Genomic DNA, 26,309 nt, shown 5'->3' with positions numbered 1-26,309 from the left:
GTTGTGGAAAATGCCCGTATCAAACTCGGTTGTATTTGCGATCATCTGCACTTTTGTGGCTATTGTATCGGTCCCAAAATACAGTATGGCCCAAACTTGGGACATCGCATCACAGCACTCTGTCAGTGGAGTAACGGTGTATGATACGGATGAGCTGTTAACGTTTGCAGGTCAGTTGGCCTTTGATCGGTCGGGGCGCATCACAGCAGCGGATGTCGCATCAACGATCACGCAGATCTACCGAGAAGACGGTTACTTCTTGGCTGAGGCCTGGCCCGGTCCCGATGGGCAGAGCATAATTGTTGATGAAGGGCGTATTCAAACCATCGAAATTGAGGGTGTAGATACACGCACGTTCCAAACCTTGGAAAAGATTTTTCGCCCCCTCACCACCGCATATCCAATAACTCTCAAACGATTTGAGCGGGCGGTTATGCTGGCCGAGGACATACCCGACTTGGACGTGTCGACCGAACTTGATTACCCGGATCAAGCTGGTGCTCGGCTGAGGGTATTGGGAGAGCCCCTGCGCAAACAAGCCGGCAGTGCGACACTCGACAACCCTCCGCGTGAGCTTGGAGAAGCGCTCAGCTTCTATATCGTACAAGAATTTTATTCGACGCTGACCGTCGGGGATTTGCTTCGATTTGAGGGGTCAGGCAACTACAATTGGGACAAAGACGACGAACACTCTTTGTGGGGCGCTGTTACCTATCGCACGCCTCTGAACAGCAATGGTCTGTACGGTGAGATTTTCTACGGAAGCATAAACGCAAAACGTGACCTCTCGGGTGATTTTGCAAGAACAGATGTTGATGGCGAGAACTTCACCGTCGCGTTGGGATATCCCGTGATCCGCGATGTGGCCCGCTATGGGTACCTTCTGCTGGATTATCGCATTTCCGAAGCGGACTCAGTCAGTGGTGGCGTTCCACTATCCAGTGACGCAAGTGTCGTTGGCCTGACATATCTCTACGGCCAAAACTATCCAAAAGGACAAGCTCTGGAAGCGGGGATAACCTTATCTTTTGGTGACAATGACAACGACACGACAGACGCGAATTTTGACGACGGAGACTCTTCGTTCTGGCATCTGCGGGGCGGCATTGGATACGAAAGCCCGCTAACGAGCTTGTCCCCCAATACTGCTTGGCGCACTGAGATTTGGGGGCAGTACACAACCGATCGGCTGCCCTCGGTCGAGGAGTACTTCCTTGGTGATCGCTATGCTTTGCGTGGATATCGGTTTGACGAAGTGGATGGTGATTCCGGGATTTCCGCGATTTTCGAAGTGTCTCACTCCTATTTTCCAAGTTCTCAAAGCATTCATCGCTTGACGCCCTTTGTCTTTTTTGACGTGGGCTACATCTCGAACAATGACCCTGCGAGTTTTGAAGTTGATAATGCTACACTGGCCTCGACAGGTCTGGGTTTGGACATTGAGTTTAAGCAAAACCTATTCCTGTCCGGATATGTCGGTGTCCCTTTGAGAGACGGTCCGTTGACTGACTCTGGCGATCCTGGCGCGTATCTTGCTCTGACAACAAGTTGGTGAGGATGTTATGAAACGGAACCACATTGTTTTACTTACCGCAGCTTGTTTGGTCGCAGAACTGGCCGCGACGCAGGTCGTCGCACAGGGACATCATTACGGGTGGTGCCGTGGCGTGGGGAATCCGCACCGGTCGAGCCAAGGATGTGGGCAGGCCGGTGGGCAAGGGGTAGGCAATCAAATTACCGGCCCAACGCAACCGGTGGCAAATCAATTGCCGCCTCAGGGAACACAGCAAACACCCACGTCCGTTGCTGTGCCGGTCCTTGCGCCGGGCGCGGTCCCGAACGCAATTCCCGGTCGGGTTCCGATCGCAACGCCAATAGCAGTTCCGGGTCAAGTTCCAACGCCGATCGTAGCACCAACCCTAGCTCCGCCCTTAGTGCCAAATCCGACACCAAACCGGGTTCCGACAGCCGTTCCCAATCAGGTTCCGCCATTGGCTACTGTACCGCCGCAAGTTCCGACTGCGACTCCTAATCAAGTTCCGATAGCTGTCCCTGGTCAGGTTCCACCTCAACCCAATGTGCCGCCCCTTGTGCCAACAGCGACACCCAACCAAATACCGGTCGCCGTTCCCGGTCAGATCCCGCCTCAGCCTACCGGTCAAACTGCTGTGCCACCGCTTGTCCCAACCGCGACTCCTAATCAGGTTCCCATTGCGGTTCCTGGCCAGGTTCCACAGTTGACGCCAAGACCCACGGCAACTCATGTAGCCGTCCCAGGACATCAGAATCCACAAGGCGTCGTGACAATCATGCGCCCAAGGCCGAGGCCAACAACCGGTACTGCTCAGCAACCTGGCGCAACACAAGTGACCCACCACTTAACCCACCAGAGCAATTCAAAGAAACACGATCACGTCGCAGCAACACCCGGACGGCATGACCCGCACGATCTACCGAGATTCCGCAACGCGGCAGCCAAGGAAAACTGGGAATGCGTTGCCAGCGGATTTGGACAGCGCCAGTATGATGCTGGTCGAGGCGTATTGCTGAACAACGGGGCGTTGCGGCATCTCGGAAACGTGGACGCCATGGCACGAGATGTACCAGCACGGCACCCAAAACACTCGGGCTGTATTATATCGGTCAAACGAAAGCAGCGGTGACGCGGTTTGGTGGGTTTTAGTGCGCGTGTAGCACTTGGTACACCTTTAAGGTCATGTAGGTGCGCGCACAACGCTGCGCCCCTGAGACTGATTGGATTCTGAAAACAAAGGAGTCCGCGCTTTTGCCCGGAGATACGGAAACTGAGATTCCAGGGAATTCGTTTCCGGCCATCGCCTTGGCGCATCCGTTCTCAGCGTCACTATCAACGGGCACATTTGGATGATCTGCGGCGACCATCACATTGGTCACGCCACGACAGCCACGCTGACGGATCACGCGATCAAACTGCCCATGCACAGCAAAGTCATCCGCGACGACACGCTGAACCGTTCCTGTAGTGCTTGGGTACCGGAACGCATTGTATGCATCACACTGTCCAGATCCCTCGGGAATTGCCGCGACCGGGCTTTTGCGCTGTTGTGAAAAAGCGGGCAAGCGACCGGGACTGAATGAACAGGCCCGTGACCGCAATCGTCCTCTCTGGCGTGCGTCGTGCACCAGATCATGGCCCATCGGTTGTGCAGGCGGTCTTTCAGGAGAATACCCTCAAAACGCTCTGGCTCAAAGAGCTTGGTCAGATGCGCGAGCGGGTCGCCCCGGTACGCCAATGGATTGCGGTTACCAAATGCTCCGAATTTGGCGCTGACCAGCTTCCCTTATTTGCAAAGCAATTCGGCATGTTCTCCCTCTCCCGCTAACCGAAGCGCAAGAAACCGCTCTGACACGTGATCACGGCATCCATGTTGTTAAAGACGGTCGCGTGAAAGTTGCTCTGATTGGGAGCGGATGACATCACGAATCTGATCGGAGCGGTTTTTGAACCAGCGCTCCGCTGCGCTGCAGATTTCCAAAGCGGTCCTTCGGCAAACGCCGCCCTATGCCCCTTCCTCATATCGCTTACGTTCTGCATCCGTTGCATCACGCCACTCCGCGCGGAGTAGGTCCATTCGCCGGGGAATACTGTCTTCGAGGACCTCCGCCTCGATGATCCGCTCTGTCCGAAAGTAACGAAAACCTTCTCGCATCTCGCACCATGCGGCGATGATGCGGCTGGTGTCTCGGTAACCCAACAGTATGGGCCATATCACACGACGGGTCTTTTGGCCTGAGTGGTCTGAATATTTCAAAGCTATTTTTTTAGAACACCGAATGGCCAGACGAATGGCCGCCGCGCCGAGCACTTCATCCGGCTGAGCGACGGGCGCGACGCTGACGGCTGGCTGAAGAAACGACGTCCGGTACTTGTCAGGAGCGACAGCTTCTAGCTTAGTGATCAACTTCTCAGCCGCCAGCGCAAGCTCGGGTTCGCCTCGGGTTTGGACCCACAGCACACCAAGCGTAACGGCCTCGATCTCATCCGGGGTCAGCATTAGCGGTGGCATATGAAAGCCGGGCTCCAACACATAGCCGACACCGGCCTCGCCATTTATTGGCACGCCCTGCCCCATCAGCGCAGCAATATCGCGATACACCGTGCGCTTGGTCACGCCCAGTTCTTCACCAATAGACTGGGCTGAGATCGGGCCTTTGGCCCGCCTCAGAATCTCGATGACTTCAAATAGCCTGTCGCCGCGCCTCATGTGATCTCCTTTCTATGAGACAGATCATACTGACACCATGCTGACAACACGCTGTCAGCATAGGCGCGGTACAAGCAGGAAAGGCTTCAACCAAGGAGATCAGAATATGAGACGTTTCATTGCCTTAACCCTCGCCGCTGTTCTGCCAACAACACTCGCAGCGGAGTCTTCCGAGCGGCGGGGAACTGCGACGATCATGGCCATGGGCGCCTATGTGCCGACCGACAACATGGAGGAATCGGCAGCCTTCTACCGCGCCCTGTTCGACAGTGAACCGACAATCGGGCTACCTGAATTCGTAGCGTTCGACGTGGCTGGTGGCTGGTTCGCGATCGTGTCACGGGATAAGTACGCACCGGGTGCCGAGGCAGGTTCGGGCGCGGTTCCCTACCTGCAATCCGCCGATCTGGAAGTCTTACACGCCCGTGCCATTGCCGCCGGCGTGACCGCGCCAAAGATCATCGAAGAGCCGGGCATTCACCTGCTCAAGATCACCGATCCGAACGGTCAACTGATCGAGTTCTTCAGACTGACCCATCAGTGACGCCCTTAACACTCCGCACTATCTCAACGGACATCGCATGATGCAAATGAACTACTTCGTCGTCGGCACCAACGACATGGCAGCCGCAGCGCACTTTTATGACCACCTTTTTTGTCAAACGGGTATGGAGCGTGTCTCGCCCACTGACAGAATGACATACTGGCTCGGACCTGACTTTGCCTTTGCAGTCGCCATCCCGTTCGACGAAAACCCTGCCACCAATGGAAACGGAACCATGGTCGGCTTCAGTGTCGGGTCGACTGAAGAGGTCGAAAGGCTGTACGCATTGGCCATCGAGCTTGGCGGCACCAGCGAAGGCGAACCGAACCAACGTGGGCCGCGTTTCTCGGCCTACGTCAGGGATCTGGACAGCAACAAGATTTGCCTCTCCGCCTGAGCGCAGGTCGCAAGCGCAGTTTCCGATCGAAAGGAGAAGGTTTTTAAGCCCGTTCTTTTGGGCGCGAATGAGCGGACCGGTAAGCTTGTCCTCGATGCTGCGCTCGCAAAGGATTTAGTCGTCACAGCGAACAATCGTTCTTCAGACAAGGCACCCGATCTCAAAAAAGCTGCACGTGGATGTCGGAGAACCCTTTGACCCTGTGTTCCTCGCAACAGTGTTTCGCGACCATGACGCCGTTACTTCGACCTTGGACGCTCGGCTGCCTTCGCAAGGCGCGATGTCGGTGTACCACCGATCTGCAGCTATGATCGTCAAAGCTGCGTCTCGGGTTAGCCGTTTGACCCGTAAGGCCAGACTAGGTTTAGAATTAAGATTGCCACAAATAGGGTGACAAGCTTATGCACTGTTGCTTTTCGTTTCGGCATGTTCGCAAAAAGTGGCGTCTGTTCGAGGCCCCAGAGGACAGCAAAGCAGATTGCTACGGTGACAATCATATGTGGTATATCAAGGCTCACAGCGTTCCTTTCAAATAACTGAAATGATGTCTATTGGCGTCGTTTTGTGCGACGGCAAAGCAACGTTAGGATTACAAGATTGAGCGCCGGAGCCAGACTCGCAAGCCACGGGCGCCAAGTCTCCGGAAAACCATCTGTCAAAAGAACCCATGGCAATCCTATGGGCAGCAGGAAGATACCGGACAAAGGGTCTCGCTGCTGACCAAAAAGCCCGAAGGTGCCGACCAGAAGCAGCGCAAGTGCAATGAGGTACAAGACCCCAACGGTTCGAACAACCCAACGACAGGCATTTGCCGATCCTGACACTGCTTAATCTCTTCGGTATGTGTAAGTGAGATTCACCGCGTGCCGCTGTCAGATTAGTTGCACGCCGGATAGTTCGCGCGATCCGCTTCCGACACGTCCACGGGGCATTCGGTGTTCCGGTTTGCTTCGGAAATATCCGCTTCCGTGGTGAAGGATTTCTCTTCTACACATCCTGCCAAAACGACGAGCAGTGTTGCGGCTGCAAGCATGTATTTCATGGAACTCCCTTTCAATCAGACAAAGTGTCCAGCCACGACCCAAAGCGTTAGCAATCTGCGGCGGGCAGCATAGTGACATCCGAATAACGGCCATCGGCAGTCGTGATGCGTGCGCAGGCACCCGTGCTGCGGTTAAACCAGAAGGCAGTTAGACCGTCTGTCCGGATCAACTCATAGCCGAGGTTTTGTATGCCCATCTCGGCCTGACCGGCCCGCGCACCTTCAAATGCGGAAAGGTCGGCGGAGCTTCCTACGGACGGTTGGTCAGTTGAAGGTGCCGTGGGGCTTGAAGTCTCCACGCAACCCGCCACTGCGCAGAGTGTCGCAAATGCACAAACCAGCATAAACGATTTCTTATTGGATTCTCCAATTTGATGCGGAAACTCTTCCGTATTCATGTCATTCGATGCCAAAGATCACGTTGTAGGACTGTGCACCGTTCGAAGTGTTGTAGACTTCGATCACGTGATCTCCCGACTGCCAGAGCTGCCCACGATACTCTTGCGCCGCGCCCGTTTCATCGAGCAGCACAGACCCGTCCGGATTATAGATCACATAGGTCATTCCGGGTCCGTTCGCGGCGAGACGGAAATAAAGGAACTGACCGTCGCGCGCACCCAGGATATACCGCCGGCTCTCTTGTGGCAGGAGAGAGCCGGTCAGCTCCGCACCGGAAGTGCCACTTGCGAACTGGACGCGCTCCGTGCTTGGCGCGCCTGTGCCAGAAGAGCCCGCCATCGCACCACCGCCGTCATCTGCGGCTTGTGCAACGCTCAATTCGGCAACCTGACCATCGTTTGAGACAAGGCATCGCCAGATTGTTTCGCCTCTATCTTGCAACATGACAAGCGAGTTTGCTTCGGAAAACTCGGTGGAGAGCACCGTGCCACCTTGTCCATCTGGCCCACCGACTTCGCGCAATTGGTCGATACAGCCGTCAATTGCTTCCTGCCCAACATCCGCGGCGGCCGCGAGCGTTGGCAAAGCAAAAATACATACAGTCAAAAACGTCAATCGCATTATACTAAGACTCCCAATGGAACCACGGAGAACTCTTAAATGCTAAAGCAATGCAAACTGTCGCACGCAATAAAAATGTAAACACCGCTCCGGGCTCAAAGCAGCCGACCAAGTCAAAAGTCACTCAGCAAATTTTGCGATTGTTCGTTGGTGTTGTGGGCGTCAAAAACGATCGTTTTTGGCACGCTTGACGAGAGTAGACGTTCTTGCGCAGTGCAGCACCCGGCAAAGTGGGCTCGCAACGGACTTCAGAGGCAGCGCAGCATCTGTAGTGGTGTGCCGGGTTGGTTCATCTTGGGCGGCGCAAAGCTGCCCTAAGTAGCTGAGTCTGTATGCCGCGTCGCGGCCCATCAAAGGAGACGCTCACTACGCTAATGTAGCCTAGCGCTGCGCGCAATCACACATCGCGGACAAAGCTCTCTTCAGAGACAAATCATCAAATACGTGCAGCAAATTAGCAAGTTGCGCAATTCTGGCATGCTTGGGCACGAACCGACTTAGTCGGTTGATCTGAAGGTAAAGGTAAACTGTAGCTTTTCATTGGAGGTCATCCGAATTTTAGTACGTATTCTTGATTAGTGATGCGTATCCCAGCATGATCCAAAGATGTCGGTCGAAATTGGAAAGTGGTTGAAAGATCTCGAACTGAGTCAGTACGCAGATGTTTTTGCGGCAAATGATATCGATGCGCGTGTTTTGCCACTTCTGTCAGACGACGACTTAAAAGAGCTCGGGGTGAGCCTTGGCCACCGCAAGATAATCCTCGCCGCAGTGCAAGAGCTAAGCGGCCAGCAACGTGCGACCTCGTCCCCACAAGCATATCGTGAACACCCGCCGGAAAACGCAAATGCGGCCATCTCAAACCATTCACAAAGTGACGATCCGCTCAAAACCAAGCATAGTGAGCCAGCCACTGCTGAGAAGCGCCACGTAACCGTTTTGTTCGCCGATCTGGTCGGCTCAACGGAACTCACCAATCGTTTCGACCCCGAAGATATGCGGGAGTTGCTACAGAACTACCAAGACGCCGTTGCGGGCGCCGTAAGTCGATATGGTGGCTATGTTGCAAAATACTTGGGCGACGGTCTTCTCGTGTTTTTTGGCTGGCCGAGGGCCTACGAAGATCACGCAATTCGGGCGATCAAAGCCGGTCTTGAGGCCGTTCATCGCGTCAGCGAACTCAAAACCCCGGACGGAGAGCGCTTGTCAGTAAGGCTGGGCATTGCGAGTGGTGATGTCGTTGTCGGCGATAATATCGGTGAAAACACATATGAAGAAGGCGCCATGACGGGCCCAGTTGTCAATCTTGCGGCGCGAATTCAAGAATTTGCGGAACCAAACTCGGTCGTGTTGTCGGCAGAGGAAACTGAGACCGCTTTGCATCGGATTTTTGAATACAAATCTCTTGGTAAGAAAGAGTTAAAGGGTTTTGCTGAGCCTCGGAATCTGCTGAAAGTGGTGTCGGAACGCAGTGCGGAAAGCCGGTTCCGAGCCGCACATCGCGATGAAGTCGACAGTGTTATGATCGGCCGGGACTACGAAAAGGGTATTCTGCTGCAATCATGGCGACGTGCCCAGAATGGTCATGGAGAGGTTGTGTTGCTGTCCGGTGAAGCCGGGATTGGGAAATCGCGACTTACAGAGGAATTTCTCGCAGATATCACCGCGAACGACCAGGCAGATATCATAAGGCTGAATTGCTCTCCTTATCTCAGCAGTAGCCCCTTTCATCCCGTTGCCCAACGGATATCCCAGGACGCGGGTGTCGAACCGGACTTCGACGACAATCTGATCCTTGAACATGTCAGGAAGATGCTGGAAAGACGGCCGGGACTGGACTGGGAACAAGTTCTACCTGTCTTCGCAGCTTTGGTTGCACCTCGTAGTGCGCAGGCCCAAAAGGTGCTCGAGATGTCGCCGCAGGAGCAGCGCGACATCACAATCCAAACTTTGATTCACACAGTGCAGGTGCGATCAGACGTGTGCCCCGTTGTTCTGTGTGTAGAAGATGCGCATTGGATCGATCCTTCCACACAAGCTTTGTTGGAGCGTTTTAAGTCGATATCCAGCGACCTTCCTCTGATGATCTTGATTACCCACAGGCCTGGGTGGGAATTGGCGCGCGACGACGGGGACACACACGTTCAGTCTCTTGTACTGCGCCGGTTCGATTCTGCGCATGTTTCACACCTTGTCGAAAACATCACAGGAAGAAAACCGGACGATGCACTGATTGCTAAAATCATTGAAAAGACCGACGGTGTACCTTTGTTCGTGGAGGAATTGACGCGAACGATTGTGGAGGCGGGTGAGCAAGGGCAAATCAATATACCCTCGTCTTTGAAAGGCGCGTTGATGGCGCGTCTTGATGCGGTTTCGCCTAAGGCAAAACAGGTCGCGCTTACAGGCTCTGTTATTGGCAGAGAGTTTGAGCCGAGCATTTTGAATGCGGCGATGCGTGTTGCAGATTCTGATATCAACACTTGTCTCGAAGAACTTTCGCGAACAGGCATAATCTTCGAAAGCGGTCACAATCGCGGGCATTTTGTATTCCGTCATGCCCTTATTCGCGATACTGCCTATCAGTCCATGCTGAGCTCAACTCGAAAACAACAGCATGCGGATGTGGCGCGTGCGTTGATACAGACAAGGTCCGCCGAGATCGAGCGTCGTCCCGAACTGGTCGCCCGCCACCTTTCAGAAGCCGAGGATTGGAGGGCTGCGTTCGAAAAATGGCAAATTGCGACAGAAATGGCGTTGGCGCGTTCTGCCAGCCAGGAGGCGATGACGAACGCCAGAGAAACGCTGCAAGCTGCTGAAAAACTTAGCTCAGACTCCAAAACAGAATTAATCAAAGGCAAGATCCTTGTTGGCCGCAGCCACGACAGCCTGGGTCAATTGCCTGAAGGGATTGCAGTTCTGAAAGACGCCTCCAACGCGGCGCGGGCGGTGCACGATGTGGAGTTGGCCGCCGACGCGGCCAACCATTTCGCCGACTCATGCATGATGTCCAGCGAAAGGCATAATGAAGCAATCGATCTCTGCGAAAATGCACTTAAAGATTTGCCCGATGATGAGGAAGTCCGTCGGTGCAGATTGATGAGCCAACTTGCGCGCGCCCACATGTTCGTCGGTCAGTTTCCCGAGGGTGCGCGTTTCGGCCAGCAGTCCATGGAGCTGGCCGCAAAACTCGGAGACTATAAATCCCAGTTCTCGGTAATGATGATGCATTTTGGGGCCCCATTCGTTGCGCGTAAGGGAAGAGAAGCCCGCCATTGGCGTGAAAATCTAGAGGCGATGCACGGTGTGGCCGAGCATCTTGGAAGTATCGACCAAGGGCGGGACCGTACTCTGAGCTTGTTTGTAGGCGCCGAGATGGCCGACCGTGAGTTAATGGAACATTCTTTGGGTTTGCTGACCGAGATTTCGGAAAAGGACAATCATCTGCAACTCTATTGGGTTCAGAAACACGCACGCGCCATGGTTGCAATTATGGACGGCGATTTTGAGCAAGCCGAGGAACACGCCACCGAGGCGGTTAAAATTGGCCGAAAGACCCATGGCGAACATGTTGAGGGCGTCTTTGGTGTTCAGATGTTCACCATCCGCCGCGAGCAAAACCGACTGCACGAAGTTGCGCCTGTGATTAAGAAACTGATGACAGACAGCCCCGAAGACATTTCATGGAAGCCCGGTTTTGGTCTTATCGCTGCAGAACTTGGATACAAAGAACCCGCCGAACGAATACTGAATGAAATGGCTGCCAATGGCTTCGATCTTCCACCCGACGCCATGTATTCAACGACATTGTCCTATCTGGCTGACATATGTGTCGCTATTGAGCATCAGGAACACGCCAAGACACTCTATGAAATGCTTGCTCCTTATGAAGACCTAACGATCACCGCTGGGGCCACTACAGTATGCACTGGCGCAGCTGCGCGACGCCTCGGAAGTCTGAGTACGGTTCTGAAGGACTGGGAGACCGCTGAGAAGAGGTTTGAGAAGGCCATAGAAATTGACACGCGCATGAAATGCCCACCTTGGGTCGCGCACAGCAAGGCGGCATATGCAACTGCACTAAGGCGACGCGGGCGCCCGAATGATGTGGAACAGGCGTTTCAACTGGAAGGGGAAGCGTTGGCAATTTCACAGAAATTGAGTATGGTTTCCCTTAGGTCAAAGCTCGAAGGAGTAGCGAGTTAAGGTAATTAATCTGTTTTGGGGGACTTTATGCCAAGGTACATAATTGAAAGAAATTTTGCCGAGCAACTCAACGTCACAGACGATGACAAAATTCACATCAAAGAGATCAATGACGAAGTCGGCGTCGAGTGGATTTTTTCGTTTCTTAGTGCAGACAAACGCAAAACGTATTGCTTGTACGAAGCCCCGGATGAGGAAAGCCTGAGAAAGGCGGCCGAACGCCTGAACATTCCCGCCGATGTCATAACGCCTGTGGATCGGATTGATCCGGCAATTTTCGCCTGATCAGCATCGTATTTTCCTAGTTCAATGAAATGTCATCGCGAGACAACGCGACGGAAATATCAATTACTTGAGGCAACCCTGCAAGAAGCCCGACCTGACAATAGGGAGGCCAATGCATGTTTGACCTAAAAACACTTGATGGTAGTACGGCAACTGTAAACCAAGGCGCTTTAGACGCTCTTGATTTATCGCTTCGCGGCGGAGTCTACCACAAGGGCACTGCGGAATACGAAGATGCTAGGACCACGTGGAATAGCATGTTCGAACGTTACCCCGGTTTCGTGATCCGCGCCTTGGGTGCAAGCGATGTGCAGAAGGCCGTGAACTTCGTACGCGACAATGGCCTCATAATGTCCATTCGGTCAGGTGGGCACCAGATAGCAGGACATGCAGTCGCAGATAAAACGGTCATGCTCGATCTGTCCCAGATGCGTTCGGTTCACGTCGACCCTTCAAGCAAGACTGCTCGGGTTGCGCCGGGAGCACTGCTAGGAGATGTGGATCGCGAAACTCAGGCACATGCACTTGCCGTTCCCGTTGGCATCAATTCGACTACGGGCATCGCAGGTCTCACGCTTGGCGGCGGCTTTGGATGGACTACTCGAAAATTCGGTATGACGATCGACAATTTGCTCTCAGCGGAAGTCGTGACCGCAGACGGAGCCATTGTTACCGCTTCTCCCACAAGTCACCCGGAACTTTTCTGGGCCATTCGAGGAGGGGGTGGAAACTTTGGTGTGGTGACTTCTTTCGAGTTTCAACTGCATGAGCTAGGACCCGACGTCCTTTCCGGCCTCATTGTTCATCCGATAGAAAAGGCGCCAGAGCTATTGGCCGAATTCGCCACCATTGCAGACAATTCCCCGGAGGAACTGACCGTCTGGAGCGTGATGCGGAAAGCGCCTCCTCTACCCTTTCTGCCAGCTGAGTGGCATGGACGAGAGGTGTTGATCTTTGCTGCCTGCTATAGCGGGTCCATGGACGAAGGTGAACAAGCTATGGCGGCACTACGCGCGCTTGGCGAACCAATTGCCGACGTGATCTCTCCGCACAAGTTTGTAGACTGGCAGGCCGCTTTTGACCCGCTTTTGACGCCAGGTGCTAGGAACTATTGGAAGAGCCATGATTTAGATGAAATTTCTTCGGACGCGATCTCAAGTTTACTGAAAGCGATTGCAAATCTTCCTGACCCGGCGTGCGAAGTTTTTATTGCCCATGTGGGCGGAGCTATGGCGCGCGTCGAGCCCGGTTCAACGGCCTATCCCCAGAGATCTGCTCACTTCATCATGAATGTTCACACGCGTTGGGAGGATCCCGGCAAGGATGCCGAGTGTATTGATTGGGCGCGAGAGCTTTACGACCAGATGCAACCGCACGCGAGCGGAAGTGCGTATGTCAACTTCATGCCAGAAGACGAAGCAGACCACATGGCCGGGGCATACGGCGACAACGGTGACAAGCTGTCTAGGATCAAGGGTACATATGACCCGGCCAATTTGTTCAGGCTAAACCACAATATCTTGCCCGCGTGATGGAATTCAAAACTGCGTAAACTGGTCTAGATTGATGTTGAGCGCCTTGCTTTAACCTCACGTGGCTTTTCTCGTCGACGAATTGTCAGGTCAAGTGAAACCTCCAGACGACCATAGCATTAGCGACCCTACGCCTACCTGATTGTGGATTCCGTCAATACAGTCACAAAATTAATGGTATGTTAGCGTTACTTCCCAACTAGATTTGCAGTTTGACTACCGAAATTCAGCCCCTAGAGAAGGATGCAAGGCGACTAGAGACTACGTCAGATTGGTTCACCAATCATCTTGCCGAGCATCAAGACCACTATTGAGTATAGTCTTGCTACAAGCTCAGAAACCTCGATCATCATTGGTACCGAGATGGTCAGGCCCGCCCTTTCTCCAAATTCCCATAATCCGACGACGACATTCCAGACCATTTTCGGAAGGCCCTAGAAAAAGCGGTGGAGTCTGCGTAACCAATAGCCGCGTGCTTTTTGGCTTTGCCGGTTCATTCACGGGTCACACGTGTAGAGTGGTCAGACCTGATCGATGAATCCGCTCAAGACTACGAAGATCCTTTCGTTAAATTGACTGACAAACAGCTTAACGCGCTTCGTAAATTGGTCCGGTTGCGCGCACGGCAAGAAAAAGGCGGAGCCACACCAGAACAGCTGGACCAGATTCAAGTGGATATCGAGGCGATCGAAGCAACCCTTGCTGAGGAAGGCATTGATGCGAACTGGCTGATTTCCCAACGCTGGGTTGTAATGGAAAGACGTGAGAAGGCGGGCACGGCCGCCAATGTCGACATCGATGGCGTGACCGTTTCATTGGGCGGATTTGTGATCCCGGCACCCCGCGACGAAGATGGCTCCCAAATGGCGTATATCGTGCCGGAACGTGGAATGTGCAGCCACGTACCGCCTCCGCCTCCGAACCAGATGGTGCGTTTGCGCCTTAGTGATTCCTGGAGGCCCTCGACGGTTTACGAGCCCATCGTTGTAACCGGTCAAATCAGGATCGACCCGACGCAGAAAGAAATGCTGGTTGTTGATGGTCCCGTCCTCATGAAGGCTGCGTTTACTTTAGAGGTCGATGACGTTCAGATTTTTGGACCAACCAAGACTTCCGAAGAGGCTACGACCAATAGGGCAAGTGTACTGATGGGAAGAAAAAAAGCGACTGGCGGGGCTATCAAAGACGAATAGTGACACGGCCCAACTGACCCGAATAAGGTTCAGAAAGGGCATTCAGTTTAGTGGGCCGAATATCTGCTTGTGAGAGACTGAACGGCGAAGGCGGCGATAGGGGAGCGCATGAGGGTTTGGCTTTTTAGGATAATTGGGCTTGTCGCACTTCTCGCTTTCGCAGCAGTCGCGTTTGTTTGGTTGTTGTTTGCTGCTCCGATGTTCTCGGACATGCGGCGCGACCTTGTGGAAAGAGTTCTTTCGGAACAAATTGGTCGGCCACTTCTTGTCAATGATGATGTAAGCGTCGCGCTTGGCCGCACGAGTTACATTTACGTCGGTGGTGTGGTCATCCCGAGCCTGACAATGCCGGAGGCAGCTCTTGTTGAATTGAACCTACTGCAACTGGAGCTGGATATTGCCGCTTTGGCCAACAGGCGCCTGCACTTTGACAATCTCGTCGTGGAAGGCCTCCAAGCAAATCTTCTGACCGCCGAAGACGGCACAACAAGCTGGCGAACAGACAGGCCAACACGCAGGCCAACTTCAGAGGAAACTGTATCAGCGGATGATCAAAAAGACGTCGCGAGCGCTGATGGTACCGATAAGACCGACTCGGAAAGCAGTGGAATCCTGAACTTCCTGAGCGACAAGAACGTCAGTTTCAAGTCAATCGGGTTAAACATTGACGACAAGGTCTCGGGCTTTTCATTTGTATTTGACCTTCAGTCACTCGCGCTCGAACAAGTAGACAATGGACAAAGAACAAAGGTCTCTGGTTCCGGCTCCGTCAACGGTCAGGTTTTCGAAATCGAAGGCGACTACCCACACGCCGCACCGTTTACGACACGCGCCAGTTTTGGCGAAATGACCGTAAGCTACGATGGCGAGCCCTTCTCGGCAGACGAAGGGGGCGGTTATCGGGCAGTCTTGGAAATGGACACAGGTGAGTTCGGTGATTTTCTGGACGTCATCGGGCTGGAACGCGTTCTGGAAGGCAATGGTCAGCTGCAAGCAGAACTCGTGTCTCAGGACGCTCTGAAGATCGAGGCGTTTACAACAACTGTAAGCTTGGAGGATGGGCAAAAACTCGAAGCTGAGGGTTCAATAGATGACCTCTACACCGCTCAGGGCGTTGATCTGATCTTCAACGCGCGGCTTCATCCCGAAGGACAGCCTCCGCCAGCAGCAAAAAGTATCCAGGAACTTAAATTCACCGGCTTTGAAATGCATATGGTCGGATCCCTGGCTTCCTTCGAATTTGAGAAGTTGCTGTTCCAAACCAATGCATTTGACCAAGGGCTGGACGTAATCGGCCCAGCCTCAATCGAAAGTATTCGCCGCATGCCAGACGGACGGCTTGCCATGCTGGGCATTGCGCTACAAGCTGGTCCAATTGAACAGCCTGTCCTGAAAGCCGAAGGTGAAATCCTCGATCTGCTTCAGCTTCAGGACGTGACTTTCGATGGGGAGCTAAACGGGCCCGCCAAGTTGATTTTGCCCAACCTCGATGAAGACTACGTTGACCAGTTCGGCGGCATCAAAGCCGATTTCAACATATCCAACGCGGGTGGGCCGGTTTCACTCAACAGGTTTAACGCGACCACTTACGGCACCGATCTCTGGGCGCTCGATCTCGCACTATCTGTCAACGAGCTAAAAGGGCTTTCCGGTCTCGATTTCGACGTGGAACTGGACATCGACGACAGCGCCAAGTTTCTGACCGCAGTGAATCTGCAGCCTGTCGAGATCGGATCGCTAGCTATCGATGCGGAAACCTCCAAACAGGGCGAGGACTTTGATGCCGCAATCCAGTTCGAAGCAGGGTCCTCGCATCTTCTTGCGGCTTTGGACACAAAATTTCCCGAGGGTGCTACTGTTGTTCGGGGCGACATCACGAGCGAAAGGCTCGATCTCAACGACCTGAAGAACCTGACTGCCGTGCTGGACCAACTGAAAAGCTTGGTAGGCGAGACCGCAAAGGAACCTGAAGCCGAAGTTCAACCTTTGGTTTTACCGAAGGAGACAGACGTCCAGCCCTTGGTGTTGCCAAAGGAAAAAGGGAAACCTGCCGATCTTCTGGATGTACAACGCGTGCTTCGAGAAGCGGACGTCGAGGTACAGATCGAATTCAAAGAGATTTCAGGCCAGCAAGGAGTAACGTCTGTTTCAAGCCAATTGTCTGCCAAAGACGGAACCGTGGATTTCGGGCCTCTTCAGATGGCTTATGGTGGCGGAAACTTCAGCCTGCGGGCAGTCATGGATCTGATTGACTCTCCTGATTGGCTTTCATTGTCGGGATCGACCTCGGGATGGGAATTCGGCGAAATCTTAGATGAGTTGGGCATTGGTATTGAGGCCTATGGGCGTTTGAGCGGTGAGTTCAACGTTTCTGGCAGTACCGCCTCGGGCAAGGCCTTCGTCAATTCGATGCGTGGCAATGCGTCGTTGTCGATGTCGCAAGGTTACATTAGTACCAGCCTACTAGAGTTGGCCGGGCTAGGTATTTTCCCCTGGCTCTTTTCAGAAGAGTTCCGACAAGGCTATACCGACATCACTTGCGTAGTCGCCCCGGTTGATATCCAGGCCGGGCGTGTCAGTTCAAACTCCATCGTCATCGAAACAGGATCGGTTCAATTGGTGGCCAGGGGGCAAGTGGACTGGCTGAACGATAGCATCGCATTAAGAGCGGAGCCTCGTCGCGTCGGCAAACCCCTATCCCGGAGCGCTTGGCCATTTGATGTAACGGGTCAGCTTTCGTCGCCAAAGTTCAAGCTGGATGTGGGTGGGTCTAGAAGCAAGGCTCCAGAGGGCGCTGATGCTATGCCTGCCGACAGGCAACCGTGCGTGCCGGACATCAATCAATTGCAGTAGTTGGACGCGACCTAGTTCTTCAGTGGTTCCGGCTGTTCGGCCTGACACGCCAGAACGGCCTCAATGGCTTTTGCGGACCCGCTGAGGTCGAGTTCAACCTCGGCACCACGTTCACCAATAATCGTAACGCTTTGACGTTTTCCAAACTCGGTCACAAACGCCGGGTTGTCGAAAAAGGCGTAGCCACCGGGAACTCCATTCTTGTAGACACCAACCGCTTCGCCTTCGAATTTTGCATCACCAAAGTCGAACTTTACGATGCCGGTCGCGCCGTCCTCGATCTGCACCCAGGCCGGGTTGTAGGCGGCAAAAAAACCGCCAGCCTGATTGGGCGCCGCGCCAATTTCAACGGTCATTTCGTCTTCAAAGGGCTTCCAAGCAAGACAGCCATTGCCCTTTTCGGGATCAATCAGGATTGTCCAGTCACCGGATTCACCCCACCGTTCCATACCAGCGGCCAACACCGCGCCAGTGGAGATCAATGCCATTGCTGTCAGCGCCAACCTTTTCATTTAATACTCCACAAATGTTCCGCTAATCCTTCGATGCAATCAGATTATCGCGCGGGGTCAATCAAATACAACCATTCGATTTCTGGAATGTTGAACCATCTCTAATGCGCCTTTGCCCTGTAAAAGAATTCATCTTCAACCGCCGCCATGGAAAAAATGACGCTCAACTCCCCTAGAATTTGCCAGAGTTATTCAAGGCCTCTTTCGGGCCGATCTGTTCCTGAAAATCCCAATGTTCGACGATCTTTCCACTCTTGATCCGGGACAAGTAAAAAACGGCCCAGTCGCGCTCGTCTCGCTCTACATGGCTAAAAGCGACCACGAAATTTCCTTGACCGAGTGGTCGGTGAACTTTGACGTATTGCACGGATTTTCTGCCACTTGTCACTTCTCCAAGATGCTTGGAAAAAGCTTCCAATCCATCGGCTACGCCCGTTGAGTGTAGCGTTTAGCGATCCGTAGGATTGCCGCCGCGCGTTCAGTGCTGCCGTTCTCTGAAAAGTACGTAAAGGCCGCTAGCAGCCCAAGGCAGACCTTGAAAACACGAAAATCCATTGGATTCCCATAAAGATAGAGCATCATTATGCTTGGTGGGAGAGGCTGACGACACGAAAAATCTGCACAGGATTACCGATGCCTTTCAGTTCCCGTTCTCCCATTTCTTCAGTCTCCACACGTTCTTCTATGTCTAATAGAGCCCGTTGGTTCAAAAGGATCTGCCCGTCGGTGGCAAAGTCGCAAAGCCTGGATGCGGTGTTCACGACCCCACCTATTGCCGTGTAGTCGGCGCGACCATGAAACCCGATAAGCCCAAGCGTCGCGTAACCACTACTGATCCCAATACCCAAACCCATCGCGTGTCCGAGTTTCTGCCAGGGTGCTCGGATTCCTTCGAAAGCTTCACTTATTGCCTTAGCCAGCCGCACGGCTTGCAGAACGGGCTGATCGCAGGGAACCGGGTCATTGAAGAAGACCATCAATCCGTCTCCGGCTCGGTATCCAATTGTTCCCTTGTGTTTGGCAACTAAATGACCAACCTCATCGTGGAAATGCTGCAGAAGGGTAATGACATCTTCCGGCTCAATCGCCTCGGAAATCGCTGTGAAATTCCGGATGTCGCAAAAAAGGCAAGCAATGTATTGACGATGAGTATTCAAAAGCTCGTCAGCGTTTTCTTCGACGACAAGCTCCGCAACTTGAGGCGCAAGGAATTGTTTGAGGCGCCCCAGCCTGTCAATCTCGCCTTCCTGGCGCTTTACCTTCTCAGTCAGTCTTTCGTTCAACGCTTCTATTTCATGTGTCTGGTTGCGAACCGTGTGGTTCAAAGCATCGAGTATAAAGTTCTGGTTTAGCAAAGCCGCGATCACCAAAAGCACATAGGCAAGCGCTTCTACGCGTTCATCATAGCCGAAGTACAGAGTGACAATCAGGATGATAGCAGCAATCCCACCGAGGACGAGTGGGAGCTCCTTGGCATGTCGTTTCCGGTCTCTCCATAAGAAACTAACCGCCAACAATGCAAACACCCACATGAGCACCGCTTGCGCATGTGGATTTATAGAAAGCGCTTCATAGCCAACCAAATAGGTCAGCAAAATCCCGGAATAGCACGTGGCCAAGGAAGCCAGAGCAGCCAAGACAGCTCCGATCCCGATTGGCATCGAAATTTTGAACTCCTCTGTTGCCACGCCGATACCATCGGACACAGCATGCCGCGAAGGCTCCGCAGCGGAGTTATTTCTGTGTTCGGGATCAGGCATGGTCCTCGTTCGCACTTGGTCGCTGGTAGAGTACGTTTGATTTGAGATTGCGTCAAAATCACATGCCAGCATGCGAAAGCTAAGGGTTTCACCAAAACAACAACGCCCGGCGAAACAGTCTCATGCTTCACAGAACAGACTTGCAATCACCCGTCTCGGCGTAGTCACCTAATTTTAGGGGATGGAGGAAACTGATGACACAATGGAAGTTGGTGGTCTGTATCTTGTGCACGCTGACCCTTGTTGCTTGCGCCCCCAAAACTCGCACATATGAAAAGACGGTATCGGCTTCGCTGCCGGCAGACTCGCGCACAGCTCTCAGTCGGGCGGCCAATCGGCTTGGCGATCCCAAAGACGGTCGGTCGGGCGTCAAGCTGATCAGTGACGGCGAAGAAGCTCTTGTCTCAAGGCTATTGCTCGCTGCGGCGGCCGAGAGAACGATAGACGCGCAATACTACCTTCTACACGACGACCCAACGGGCCACCTATTCGCCGCCAGTCTTTTGCAGGCAGCCGATCGGGGTGTTCGTGTCCGATTGTTGCTGGATGACATGGATACGTCCAGCTATGACGCGATGACCGCCGCGTTGGACAATCACGAAAACATTGAGATCCGGCTGTTCAATCCATTCTGGCGGGAACAAAGCCTTCTGATCGCAGGTTTGACTGATTTCAAACGCATCAATCGCAGAATGCACAACAAATCCATGACCGCAGACAATGTGTTCACGATTGTGGGTGGGAGGAACATCGGCGCCGAGTACTTTCTCGCGCGAGAAGAAATGAACTACGCTGATCTGGATGTGCTGGCCGCAGGCCCCGTTGTACGCCAAGTGTCGCAAAGCTTTGACTCATACTGGAACAGCGAATTCGCCGTTCCAGCTCGGGTAGTCGTTGGAGAACCCCAGGAATTTGACCTTGTTGATGCGCGAGTCAGGTTGAACGAACTGGTCGAGGAAGCGAAGCAGACTCAGTATGGCGCGGCCCTCAGAAAGTCAGCGCAAGAGAACTTCGCAGATGGAGCCCTATCACTGGATTGGCTGCCTGCAAAGCTTTACGCTGATCCGCCATCAAAAGCCGCCGGTCTCGAGAACTCAGGTCCCGTTCTGGCATCTCAGTTGCTTCCATACTTTGAGAATGCCAGCAGTGAGGTGAACATCGTCTCCGCCTATTTCGTGCCGCGTAACAACGGTGTGAAATGGCTGACCGAATTGGAAAGCCGCGGCGTCGACGTAAAGGTTGTAACCAATTCACTTGCCTCTAACGACGTCGCACCCGTCTACGCGCACTATGCCAAGAAACGCCGTGCACTTCTACGCGGTGGAGTAGAGCTCTATGAGCTGCGACCGGACGCCTATCAGGTCCAACGCCGCGGTATTAACTGGGCTCAATCTAGGTCAGGCCTACATTCCAAGGCATTTGCAGTCGATGACCGATACTTGTTCGTAGGATCGTTCAACTGGGATCCGCGATCTGTCAACATCAACACCGAGATGGGAATTCTGATTGACTCACCAGTATTGGCGACACAGACCATGGGTGCCTTGGACGACGCGCTACCCGCATACACATATAACGTGACGCTCGAGAAAGCTGGTCAGCTTAAATGGACGACAAGAGGCGATGATGGCAACGTTCTTGAGTACCAATCCGAGCCGACAGGATCGGCCTGGGATCACATAGTTGCCGGATTTTTAAGTATTTTACCAATTGGGTCTCAGCTGTAGGTTTTTGGCAAATACCCGACGCTACCAGAGAACTCCGGCCTGCAAAAACGGCTGGATTGGGTTCAAAACGTCCGTTTCTCTTTTCCAGCCGGTCGTTTGGTTCATCCGCCCACCAGAATTTGCATAGTCAGCTTGCCGCGCACCGCAGACCTTCGCGAGAATCCGAGCAAAAAGGCCGCATGGCACCTAAGGTTCCTTAGAGAGGCCCTTTGCGAGATTAAGTGCAGCAAAGGCCATAACCGCTACGACTACGCCAAAAACCAATTGAATTCATCGCTAAGGCAGACAATCGGGCAGCGCAGAACTATGTGCAAACTACCCAAACTTATGGGGTGCGCGTAGTGTTATGCGCAAACCTAAGCATCATGTAAGCGCGCTCATAACGGTGCGTTCCTGCAATTGATTGCATTCATTAAACTCAAGCTTGCTTGCGAATAACTTTTCACGATTTTCCCAATTGTTTGCACACTCCTCCTATCGGCGTCCGATTACATCCTTCCGAAAGTCTCTTTGAGTTCTGTGACTTGTTCAGCATCCAATAGGCGGGTTGGCAGGCCTCGCAAAGCCACGAGCAGCTTGGCCGTTTCTTCCAGCTCTTCTGCTGCACAGACAGCAGAGAAGAGGTCCTTTCCCGACACGACCGGGCCATGATTAGCCAGCAGAACAGCACTACATTCGCCGCCCAGTTCGCGGATCAAATCACCGGTTTTCGGGTCACCCGGCTTAACGTATGGAACCAGTTTGACCGTGCCAACGCGCATCACCACGTATGGTGTTAGCGGTGGAATACAGTCGTGTGGATCGGTGTCTTCCAAACACGACAGTGCAGTGGCCCAAGTTGAATGCAGATGCACCACGGCGCCCGCTTCTGGCCGCGTCTCGTAGAAGGCTTGGTGCAGAAAGACTTCCTTTGTCGGCTTATCGCCCGAGACGTGGCTGCCATCCAAACTAATCTTGGCGATGCGCTCGGGGTCGATATCGCCCAAGGTGGAGTTGGTTGGTGTCATGAGAATCCCGTCATGTAAACGCGCGGAGACATTGCCCGCAGTGCCAACGGAAAAGCCACGCACAAACAGCGAGGCGCACAGCTCTGACATCTGCTGTCGCAGTGCCTGTTCTTCAGAACTCATTTGCCTGCCTCCATCATTTTCAGCGCTTTCGAGAAGAAATCTGGAGCGCCAAAGTTTCCAGACTTCAAAGCCAGTGCAATGGGTTCAGAATTTCCAACGCTCAAGACTGGCACGCCGGGATCAATCTCTGGCCCAATTGACATGGCCGGTGACCCCAGTGCCTGTGATACAGCCTTGGCGACAGCTCCAGACGTCTCTCCTCCTGCCACCACAAGGCGCTTGTACCCCGTTTCGGCAAGTTGTCGTGCTGTATCTGCAAAGAGATTGTCCAGCTTTTCCGCCACAGCTTCCTGACCGAATTTGTTTTGGATCGCGAGTACATCATTCGGGCTTCCCGATGAATACGCGAGCGGCGCCTGCCTAGGATGTGTTTCAAAGAATTCCAGAAGCGTTTGCGTGGTCACATCGCCGGACATGACACCTGGCACATCAATGGCGAACGTAGGATTGGATTCCGCATGAACATCGATCTGCGCGCGTGTCGCACCTGAGCAAGACCCTGCAAGGATTGCTGCCGGCCCAGCGATACCAGTGAAAACACTGCCAGCACTTTTGGATGAAGTCCATCTCAAGAAGTTTTTGGGTAACCCCAGTGCAATCCCCGATCCCCCAGTAATGAGCTTGGCATCCTTTAGAGCCTCGCCCCAAGCCAACAAATCTTCGTCCGAAATCGCATCACCGATCACAAATCGTCCGTCGGCGTTCTGCAAAGCAGCAGCAATCGCCTCCGACCCTTGCTTAACGGTGTCAATTGACACCAACCCGACCAGTTCTTTGGTTTGATGCTGCAACCATCGCCTGATGTTGGCATCCGTCATCGGAGTAAGTGGGTGGTTTTCCATCCCGGACTCGTTCAACGGCTTGCCGAACACAAAAAGATGTCCGTGATAAACTGTGCGACCCGTGGTCGGAAAGGCCGGGCAGAAAATCACTTTTTGCGCGCCCAGTTCGTTGGCCAGCGCTTCCGCAACGGGACCGATATTTCCCTCCGTCGCGGAATCAAAGGTCGAGCAATATTTGAAGATGAACTGCTGGCATCCTTGTTCTCTAAGCCACCGCAGGGCCCGCAGACTGTCCGCAACAGCTTCTTCGACAGGTGCGGTGCGGCTTTTGAGCGAGACGACACCCGCTTCGATCTCCTCGTCGGCTGGGGTATTCGGGATACCCGGGAACTGAGCCGTTCGTAATCCACCTTCCGGCTCAACACCCTTTGCCAAGGTGTTCGCAATATCACTCGCACCTGTAAAATCGTCCGCTATGACGCCGATCTTCATAACTTGATGTCCCTGGTTGGCCCAGGATCCAGCCTATGAATATGCGGTGCTGCTCCGACTGGAAAGATCTCACGCACAAGTGGATCATGGCCGGGCACGATAAGTCGAGGATGCGAGGCCAATCTCTCTAGCGTCTCAAAACCAACCATCATGTCTTGCAGGTCGACGACGATGGGAAAGGCTTTGCGTGCCATGAAATTCTCGTAGTAATGCGAGGCATCAGAGGCGAGTACCATCCACCCGGCTCCCGTTCTTACGCGAACGCATTGCAATCCGCGCGAGTGTCCACCGATGCAGTGCACCGTGACCCCATCTGCAATCTCGGCTTCCCCATCGTAGAACACGACTTTGCCGGAATAGAGACGCTTTACCACCTCGCAGACATGGCCAGCCGTGAAAGGCGCACGCAGGTGGTCATGGCACATGCAGGGACCTGTGGCGAAGGCCATTTCCGCCGACTGCATGTGCAACTTTGCGTTAGGAAACATGTGCAGCCCGCCCGCGTGGTCATAGTGAAGATGGGTCACGATGACCTCGGTCACCGCTTCCGGCGAAATGCCTAGGGGCCGCAAGGCCTCGCGAGGGTCCATCGCGATGGGACGACCACGCGCGGCAGCCTCATCGGAGTCGTAGCCAGTATCGACCAGAATGACTTTGTTGCCGCGTTTGAGCACCCAAACAAAATAATCCATCGCATGAGGCGCGTCGTGATTATCATCAATGATGAAACTATCAGCGCGCGTCCGGGCATTTCGATCCGCGTATTTCACGGCGTGGATTTCCCAACCGTTCATCGGATGACCTCGGGATACTGGTGAACTACTTTGGTGGCGACCATATTAGCCACTGCCGTATCGAAGGACTGAAAATGCGCGCTTTCTAGGTGGTCAGAGAACGCCACGCTGTCATCATAAACCTCATAGAGAAAAACTGTCTCGGGATCGTCGCCGAGGCAAACATCAAACTGCTGGCATCCGGGTTCTTCACGCAAAGACGTTGAAGCGTTTTCTACCATCAGCGCCAAAAAGGTGTCTCTTGAACCGGGCTTGAGAGTGAAGGTGACAGTGACCACAAACATCAGACAGAAAGTCCTTTCAGACGTGAGAAAGCGCGCTTTGCGACGGGCAGTTGGCTGAGGATCAGACCAGTGTTGAGCACCAGCAGAATGGCCGCACCGGGCCGTGAAAAGAAGACCGAAAGATCCCCATCCGACAGGAACAATGACCGGCGGAAGGTTTCATCAAACAGGCCGCCTAGGATAACCCCGATAACCAACGGCGCGATTGGGTACTTCATGAGGCTCATGAAGTAGGCAACGGCACCGACACCGAGCATCAGGTAAAGATCATTGATGCCTCCACCAACGCTGAATGACCCAATTGTTGTTAGAACCATCACGACGGGCAAGAAGATGGTCTGCGGGATGGCGAGTATCTTGATAAAGACCCGAGCCGTGAAAAGCCCCATCAGGAACATGGTCAGGGATGCCAGCACCAGGATCGCAACCACGCGCAGAATGATCTCGGGATCAATCGTCGGGCCTGGGATCACGTTGTTGATCTTGAAGGCCCCCATCAAAGCGGCGGCGGGTGGTGAACCGGGAATGCCCAACACCAAAAGCGGTATCAGCGCGCCGCCAATACAAGCGTTGTTTGCAGTCTCAGAGCACAACAGACCTTCCAAGGAACCTTTGCCGTACTTGTCGCCTTCGGCGGACACGGTCTTGCCCACACCGTAGCTGACCCAACCAGCTACGTCTTCGCCTACTCCGGGAAGTGCCCCTACCCCTGTCCCGATCACGCCTGACCGGCCAATGGTGGGCAGGTAGCGTCGAATAGACCGAATGTTCGGCAGGATACGACCTTTCAGGGCCAGAACCTTCCCGACCTCAACGTGTCTCAAACCTTCGATGATTTGGGGAATAGCAAATGCCCCCATCAAAACTGGCACAACCTGAAATCCGCTCATCAGGTAAGACCAGCCGAAGGTATAGCGCGGCTCAGACAACAGGGGGTCGAGGCCCACCATGGACATCGCAAGCCCGATCAGACCGGCGATCCATCCCTTAATCACCAGGTCTTCGCTCATCAAAGTGCCAGAAAGCAGAATGCCGAAAAGGGCCAATAGTGCTTTCTCCGGGCTTGCGATGTTCTTTGAAACCAAAAGCAGCGCCCAGACAAAAATCAAAAGCGTGATGGTCCCGATAACTGTGCCAATGAAACTAGCTGTCGTGGTCAGCCCGAGTGCTTCGCCCCCTCGACCTGCTCTGGCTAGAGGGTAGCCATCCATGGCCGTGGCCGCGCTGGCTGCCGTGCCCGGTATATTCAATAGAATTGAGGGGTAAGAGCCGCCGTAAATCGCGCCAACATAGGCGCCGAGCAACGCGATGAGCGAATAGTCCAGCGGGATTTTGTTGCCGAAGAAACCTGTCAGGATCGTCACCGCCAGGGTTGCCGTAAGGCCGGGCAATGCACCGAACGTGATGCCCAGGAATACGGATGCGATCAAATACAGATAGGTCAGCGGGTCCACTGCCAGGCCCACGAAGGCGGTCCCAAACCCAGCCAGTTGCGAAAGGATAAAGTCCATC

The 26,309-nt window shown here is 53.7% G+C and carries 23 protein-coding genes; 11 read left to right on the top strand and 12 right to left on the bottom strand.

Annotated features, from left to right (window positions below):
• Nucleotides 1–10: 10 nt before the first annotated feature.
• Nucleotides 11–1,555: a ShlB/FhaC/HecB family hemolysin secretion/activation protein gene (locus tag ACXAH8_RS08355; RefSeq protein WP_475217513.1), complete on the top strand. Its 1,545-nt coding sequence runs from the start codon at nt 11–13 to the stop codon at nt 1,553–1,555.
• Nucleotides 1,556–1,734: 179 nt separating this feature from the next.
• Here the strand turns inward: ACXAH8_RS08355 and ACXAH8_RS08350 are convergent, their stop codons facing one another.
• Nucleotides 1,735–1,992: a hypothetical protein gene (locus ACXAH8_RS08350; RefSeq protein ID WP_475217511.1), complete on the bottom strand. Its 258-nt coding sequence runs from the start codon at nt 1,990–1,992 to the stop codon at nt 1,735–1,737.
• A gap of 1,133 nt (nt 1,993–3,125) precedes the next feature.
• Between ACXAH8_RS08350 and ACXAH8_RS08345 the strand changes: the two genes are divergently transcribed.
• Complete coding sequence (locus tag ACXAH8_RS08345) at nt 3,126–3,362, top strand: hypothetical protein (RefSeq protein WP_475217509.1); 237 nt, start codon at nt 3,126–3,128, stop codon at nt 3,360–3,362.
• 177 nt (nt 3,363–3,539) lie between these two features.
• On the opposite strand, the gene ACXAH8_RS08340 is transcribed toward ACXAH8_RS08345, so the two are convergent.
• The gene (locus ACXAH8_RS08340) at nt 3,540–4,244 is read right to left on the bottom strand and encodes a helix-turn-helix transcriptional regulator (protein ID WP_475217507.1); all 705 of its coding nucleotides are present in this window, start codon (nt 4,242–4,244) and stop codon (nt 3,540–3,542) included.
• 106 nt (nt 4,245–4,350) lie between these two features.
• Between ACXAH8_RS08340 and ACXAH8_RS08335 the strand changes: the two genes are divergently transcribed.
• Nucleotides 4,351–4,788, top strand: a complete 438-nt coding sequence (locus ACXAH8_RS08335) for a VOC family protein (protein ID WP_475217505.1) — start codon at nt 4,351–4,353, stop codon at nt 4,786–4,788.
• Nucleotides 4,789–4,825: 37 nt separating this feature from the next.
• Complete coding sequence (locus ACXAH8_RS08330) at nt 4,826–5,185, top strand: VOC family protein (RefSeq protein WP_475217503.1); 360 nt, start codon at nt 4,826–4,828, stop codon at nt 5,183–5,185.
• 877 nt (nt 5,186–6,062) lie between these two features.
• On the opposite strand, the gene ACXAH8_RS08325 is transcribed toward ACXAH8_RS08330, so the two are convergent.
• Genes ACXAH8_RS08325 through ACXAH8_RS08315 form a run of 3 tightly spaced genes read right to left on the bottom strand, consistent with a single transcriptional unit; the run spans nt 6,063 to nt 7,247 of the window.
• A complete protein-coding gene (locus ACXAH8_RS08325; protein WP_475217501.1) occupies nt 6,063–6,227 on the bottom strand; it encodes a hypothetical protein in 165 nt (54 codons plus the stop codon).
• Between the two features lie 47 nt (nt 6,228–6,274).
• Nucleotides 6,275–6,625: a hypothetical protein gene (locus ACXAH8_RS08320; protein ID WP_475217500.1), complete on the bottom strand. Its 351-nt coding sequence runs from the start codon at nt 6,623–6,625 to the stop codon at nt 6,275–6,277.
• Nucleotide 6,626: 1 nt separating this feature from the next.
• A complete protein-coding gene (locus ACXAH8_RS08315) occupies nt 6,627–7,247 on the bottom strand; it encodes a hypothetical protein (RefSeq protein WP_170550058.1) in 621 nt (206 codons plus the stop codon).
• A 606-nt stretch (nt 7,248–7,853) separates the two neighbouring features.
• Between ACXAH8_RS08315 and ACXAH8_RS08310 the strand changes: the two genes are divergently transcribed.
• The 5 genes from ACXAH8_RS08310 to ACXAH8_RS08290 all read left to right on the top strand — a co-directional run bounded on the left by ACXAH8_RS08310 (nt 7,854) and on the right by ACXAH8_RS08290 (nt 17,316).
• Complete coding sequence (locus ACXAH8_RS08310) at nt 7,854–11,453, top strand: adenylate/guanylate cyclase domain-containing protein (RefSeq protein WP_475217497.1); 3,600 nt, start codon at nt 7,854–7,856, stop codon at nt 11,451–11,453.
• A gap of 27 nt (nt 11,454–11,480) precedes the next feature.
• The gene (locus tag ACXAH8_RS08305) at nt 11,481–11,738 is read left to right on the top strand and encodes a DUF4242 domain-containing protein (RefSeq protein WP_170376838.1); all 258 of its coding nucleotides are present in this window, start codon (nt 11,481–11,483) and stop codon (nt 11,736–11,738) included.
• Between the two features lie 116 nt (nt 11,739–11,854).
• Nucleotides 11,855–13,270 (top strand): FAD-binding oxidoreductase, encoded by a 1,416-nt coding sequence (locus ACXAH8_RS08300; RefSeq protein ID WP_475217494.1) that lies wholly within the window; start codon nt 11,855–11,857, stop codon nt 13,268–13,270.
• A gap of 479 nt (nt 13,271–13,749) precedes the next feature.
• Complete coding sequence (locus ACXAH8_RS08295; RefSeq protein ID WP_475217492.1) at nt 13,750–14,463, top strand: DUF3299 domain-containing protein; 714 nt, start codon at nt 13,750–13,752, stop codon at nt 14,461–14,463.
• A gap of 108 nt (nt 14,464–14,571) precedes the next feature.
• On the top strand, nt 14,572–17,316 hold the full coding sequence (locus ACXAH8_RS08290) for an AsmA family protein (protein ID WP_475217491.1): 2,745 nt from the start codon (nt 14,572–14,574) through the stop codon (nt 17,314–17,316).
• Nucleotides 17,317–17,327: 11 nt separating this feature from the next.
• Here the strand turns inward: ACXAH8_RS08290 and ACXAH8_RS08285 are convergent, their stop codons facing one another.
• A complete protein-coding gene (locus ACXAH8_RS08285) occupies nt 17,328–17,828 on the bottom strand; it encodes a hypothetical protein (protein WP_170764739.1) in 501 nt (166 codons plus the stop codon).
• 232 nt (nt 17,829–18,060) lie between these two features.
• Between ACXAH8_RS08285 and ACXAH8_RS08280 the strand changes: the two genes are divergently transcribed.
• Nucleotides 18,061–18,267, top strand: coding sequence for a hypothetical protein (locus ACXAH8_RS08280; RefSeq protein WP_475217490.1), 207 nt, complete (start codon nt 18,061–18,063; stop codon nt 18,265–18,267).
• 142 nt (nt 18,268–18,409) lie between these two features.
• On the opposite strand, the gene ACXAH8_RS08275 is transcribed toward ACXAH8_RS08280, so the two are convergent.
• A complete protein-coding gene (locus ACXAH8_RS08275) occupies nt 18,410–19,534 on the bottom strand; it encodes an adenylate/guanylate cyclase domain-containing protein (protein ID WP_475217488.1) in 1,125 nt (374 codons plus the stop codon).
• 248 nt (nt 19,535–19,782) lie between these two features.
• On the opposite strand from ACXAH8_RS08275, the gene ACXAH8_RS08270 reads away from it, so the two are divergent.
• Nucleotides 19,783–21,315: a phospholipase D family protein gene (locus tag ACXAH8_RS08270; protein ID WP_475217487.1), complete on the top strand. Its 1,533-nt coding sequence runs from the start codon at nt 19,783–19,785 to the stop codon at nt 21,313–21,315.
• Between the two features lie 488 nt (nt 21,316–21,803).
• Here the strand turns inward: ACXAH8_RS08270 and otnC are convergent, their stop codons facing one another.
• The 5 genes from otnC to ACXAH8_RS08245 are packed head-to-tail and all read right to left on the bottom strand — an operon-like array spanning nt 21,804 to nt 26,308.
• Nucleotides 21,804–22,445: a 3-oxo-tetronate 4-phosphate decarboxylase gene (gene otnC, locus ACXAH8_RS08265; RefSeq protein WP_475217486.1), complete on the bottom strand. Its 642-nt coding sequence runs from the start codon at nt 22,443–22,445 to the stop codon at nt 21,804–21,806.
• Nucleotides 22,442–23,719 carry a 3-oxo-tetronate kinase gene (gene otnK, locus ACXAH8_RS08260; protein WP_475217483.1) on the bottom strand — a complete coding sequence of 426 codons (1,278 nt, stop codon included), beginning with the start codon at nt 23,717–23,719 and terminating at the stop codon, nt 22,442–22,444. The genes otnC and otnK overlap by 4 nt, the downstream gene beginning before the upstream one ends.
• Nucleotides 23,716–24,513 carry an N-acyl homoserine lactonase family protein gene (locus ACXAH8_RS08255; protein ID WP_475217481.1) on the bottom strand — a complete coding sequence of 266 codons (798 nt, stop codon included), beginning with the start codon at nt 24,511–24,513 and terminating at the stop codon, nt 23,716–23,718. Before ACXAH8_RS08255 ends, otnK begins: the two co-directional genes overlap by 4 nt.
• Nucleotides 24,510–24,797 (bottom strand): putative quinol monooxygenase, encoded by a 288-nt coding sequence (locus ACXAH8_RS08250; RefSeq protein ID WP_475217479.1) that lies wholly within the window; start codon nt 24,795–24,797, stop codon nt 24,510–24,512. Before ACXAH8_RS08250 ends, ACXAH8_RS08255 begins: the two co-directional genes overlap by 4 nt.
• Entirely contained in the window at nt 24,797–26,308 is a 1,512-nt protein-coding gene (locus ACXAH8_RS08245) for a tripartite tricarboxylate transporter permease (protein ID WP_475217477.1), read from the bottom strand. The genes ACXAH8_RS08250 and ACXAH8_RS08245 overlap by 1 nt, the downstream gene beginning before the upstream one ends.
• Between the last annotated feature and the right edge of the window lies 1 nt (nt 26,309).

This window comes from Ruegeria sp. ABV3_008, from assembly GCF_056161185.1.
This window is presented reverse-complemented; position numbering and strand designations above follow the sequence as displayed.

Coding starts and splice junctions, on each gene's coding strand:
- ACXAH8_RS08355 (WP_475217513.1), top strand. CDS start 11: ATGCCCGTATCAAACTCGGTTGTATTTGCGATCATCTGCACTTTTGTG.
- ACXAH8_RS08350 (WP_475217511.1), bottom strand. CDS start 1,992: ATGGCGGAACCTGATTGGGAACGGCTGTCGGAACCCGGTTTGGTGTCG.
- ACXAH8_RS08340 (WP_475217507.1), bottom strand. CDS start 4,244: ATGAGGCGCGGCGACAGGCTATTTGAAGTCATCGAGATTCTGAGGCGG.
- ACXAH8_RS08335 (WP_475217505.1), top strand. CDS start 4,351: ATGAGACGTTTCATTGCCTTAACCCTCGCCGCTGTTCTGCCAACAACA.
- ACXAH8_RS08330 (WP_475217503.1), top strand. CDS start 4,826: ATGATGCAAATGAACTACTTCGTCGTCGGCACCAACGACATGGCAGCC.
- ACXAH8_RS08325 (WP_475217501.1), bottom strand. CDS start 6,227: ATGAAATACATGCTTGCAGCCGCAACACTGCTCGTCGTTTTGGCAGGA.
- ACXAH8_RS08320 (WP_475217500.1), bottom strand. CDS start 6,625: ATGAATACGGAAGAGTTTCCGCATCAAATTGGAGAATCCAATAAGAAA.
- ACXAH8_RS08315 (WP_170550058.1), bottom strand. CDS start 7,247: ATGCGATTGACGTTTTTGACTGTATGTATTTTTGCTTTGCCAACGCTC.
- ACXAH8_RS08310 (WP_475217497.1), top strand. CDS start 7,854: ATGTCGGTCGAAATTGGAAAGTGGTTGAAAGATCTCGAACTGAGTCAG.
- ACXAH8_RS08305 (WP_170376838.1), top strand. CDS start 11,481: ATGCCAAGGTACATAATTGAAAGAAATTTTGCCGAGCAACTCAACGTC.
- ACXAH8_RS08300 (WP_475217494.1), top strand. CDS start 11,855: ATGTTTGACCTAAAAACACTTGATGGTAGTACGGCAACTGTAAACCAA.
- ACXAH8_RS08290 (WP_475217491.1), top strand. CDS start 14,572: ATGAGGGTTTGGCTTTTTAGGATAATTGGGCTTGTCGCACTTCTCGCT.
- ACXAH8_RS08285 (WP_170764739.1), bottom strand. CDS start 17,828: ATGAAAAGGTTGGCGCTGACAGCAATGGCATTGATCTCCACTGGCGCG.
- ACXAH8_RS08280 (WP_475217490.1), top strand. CDS start 18,061: ATGTTCGACGATCTTTCCACTCTTGATCCGGGACAAGTAAAAAACGGC.
- ACXAH8_RS08270 (WP_475217487.1), top strand. CDS start 19,783: ATGACACAATGGAAGTTGGTGGTCTGTATCTTGTGCACGCTGACCCTT.
- otnC (WP_475217486.1), bottom strand. CDS start 22,445: ATGAGTTCTGAAGAACAGGCACTGCGACAGCAGATGTCAGAGCTGTGC.
- otnK (WP_475217483.1), bottom strand. CDS start 23,719: ATGAAGATCGGCGTCATAGCGGACGATTTTACAGGTGCGAGTGATATT.
- ACXAH8_RS08255 (WP_475217481.1), bottom strand. CDS start 24,513: ATGAACGGTTGGGAAATCCACGCCGTGAAATACGCGGATCGAAATGCC.
- ACXAH8_RS08250 (WP_475217479.1), bottom strand. CDS start 24,797: ATGTTTGTGGTCACTGTCACCTTCACTCTCAAGCCCGGTTCAAGAGAC.
- ACXAH8_RS08245 (WP_475217477.1), bottom strand. CDS start 26,308: ATGGACTTTATCCTTTCGCAACTGGCTGGGTTTGGGACCGCCTTCGTG.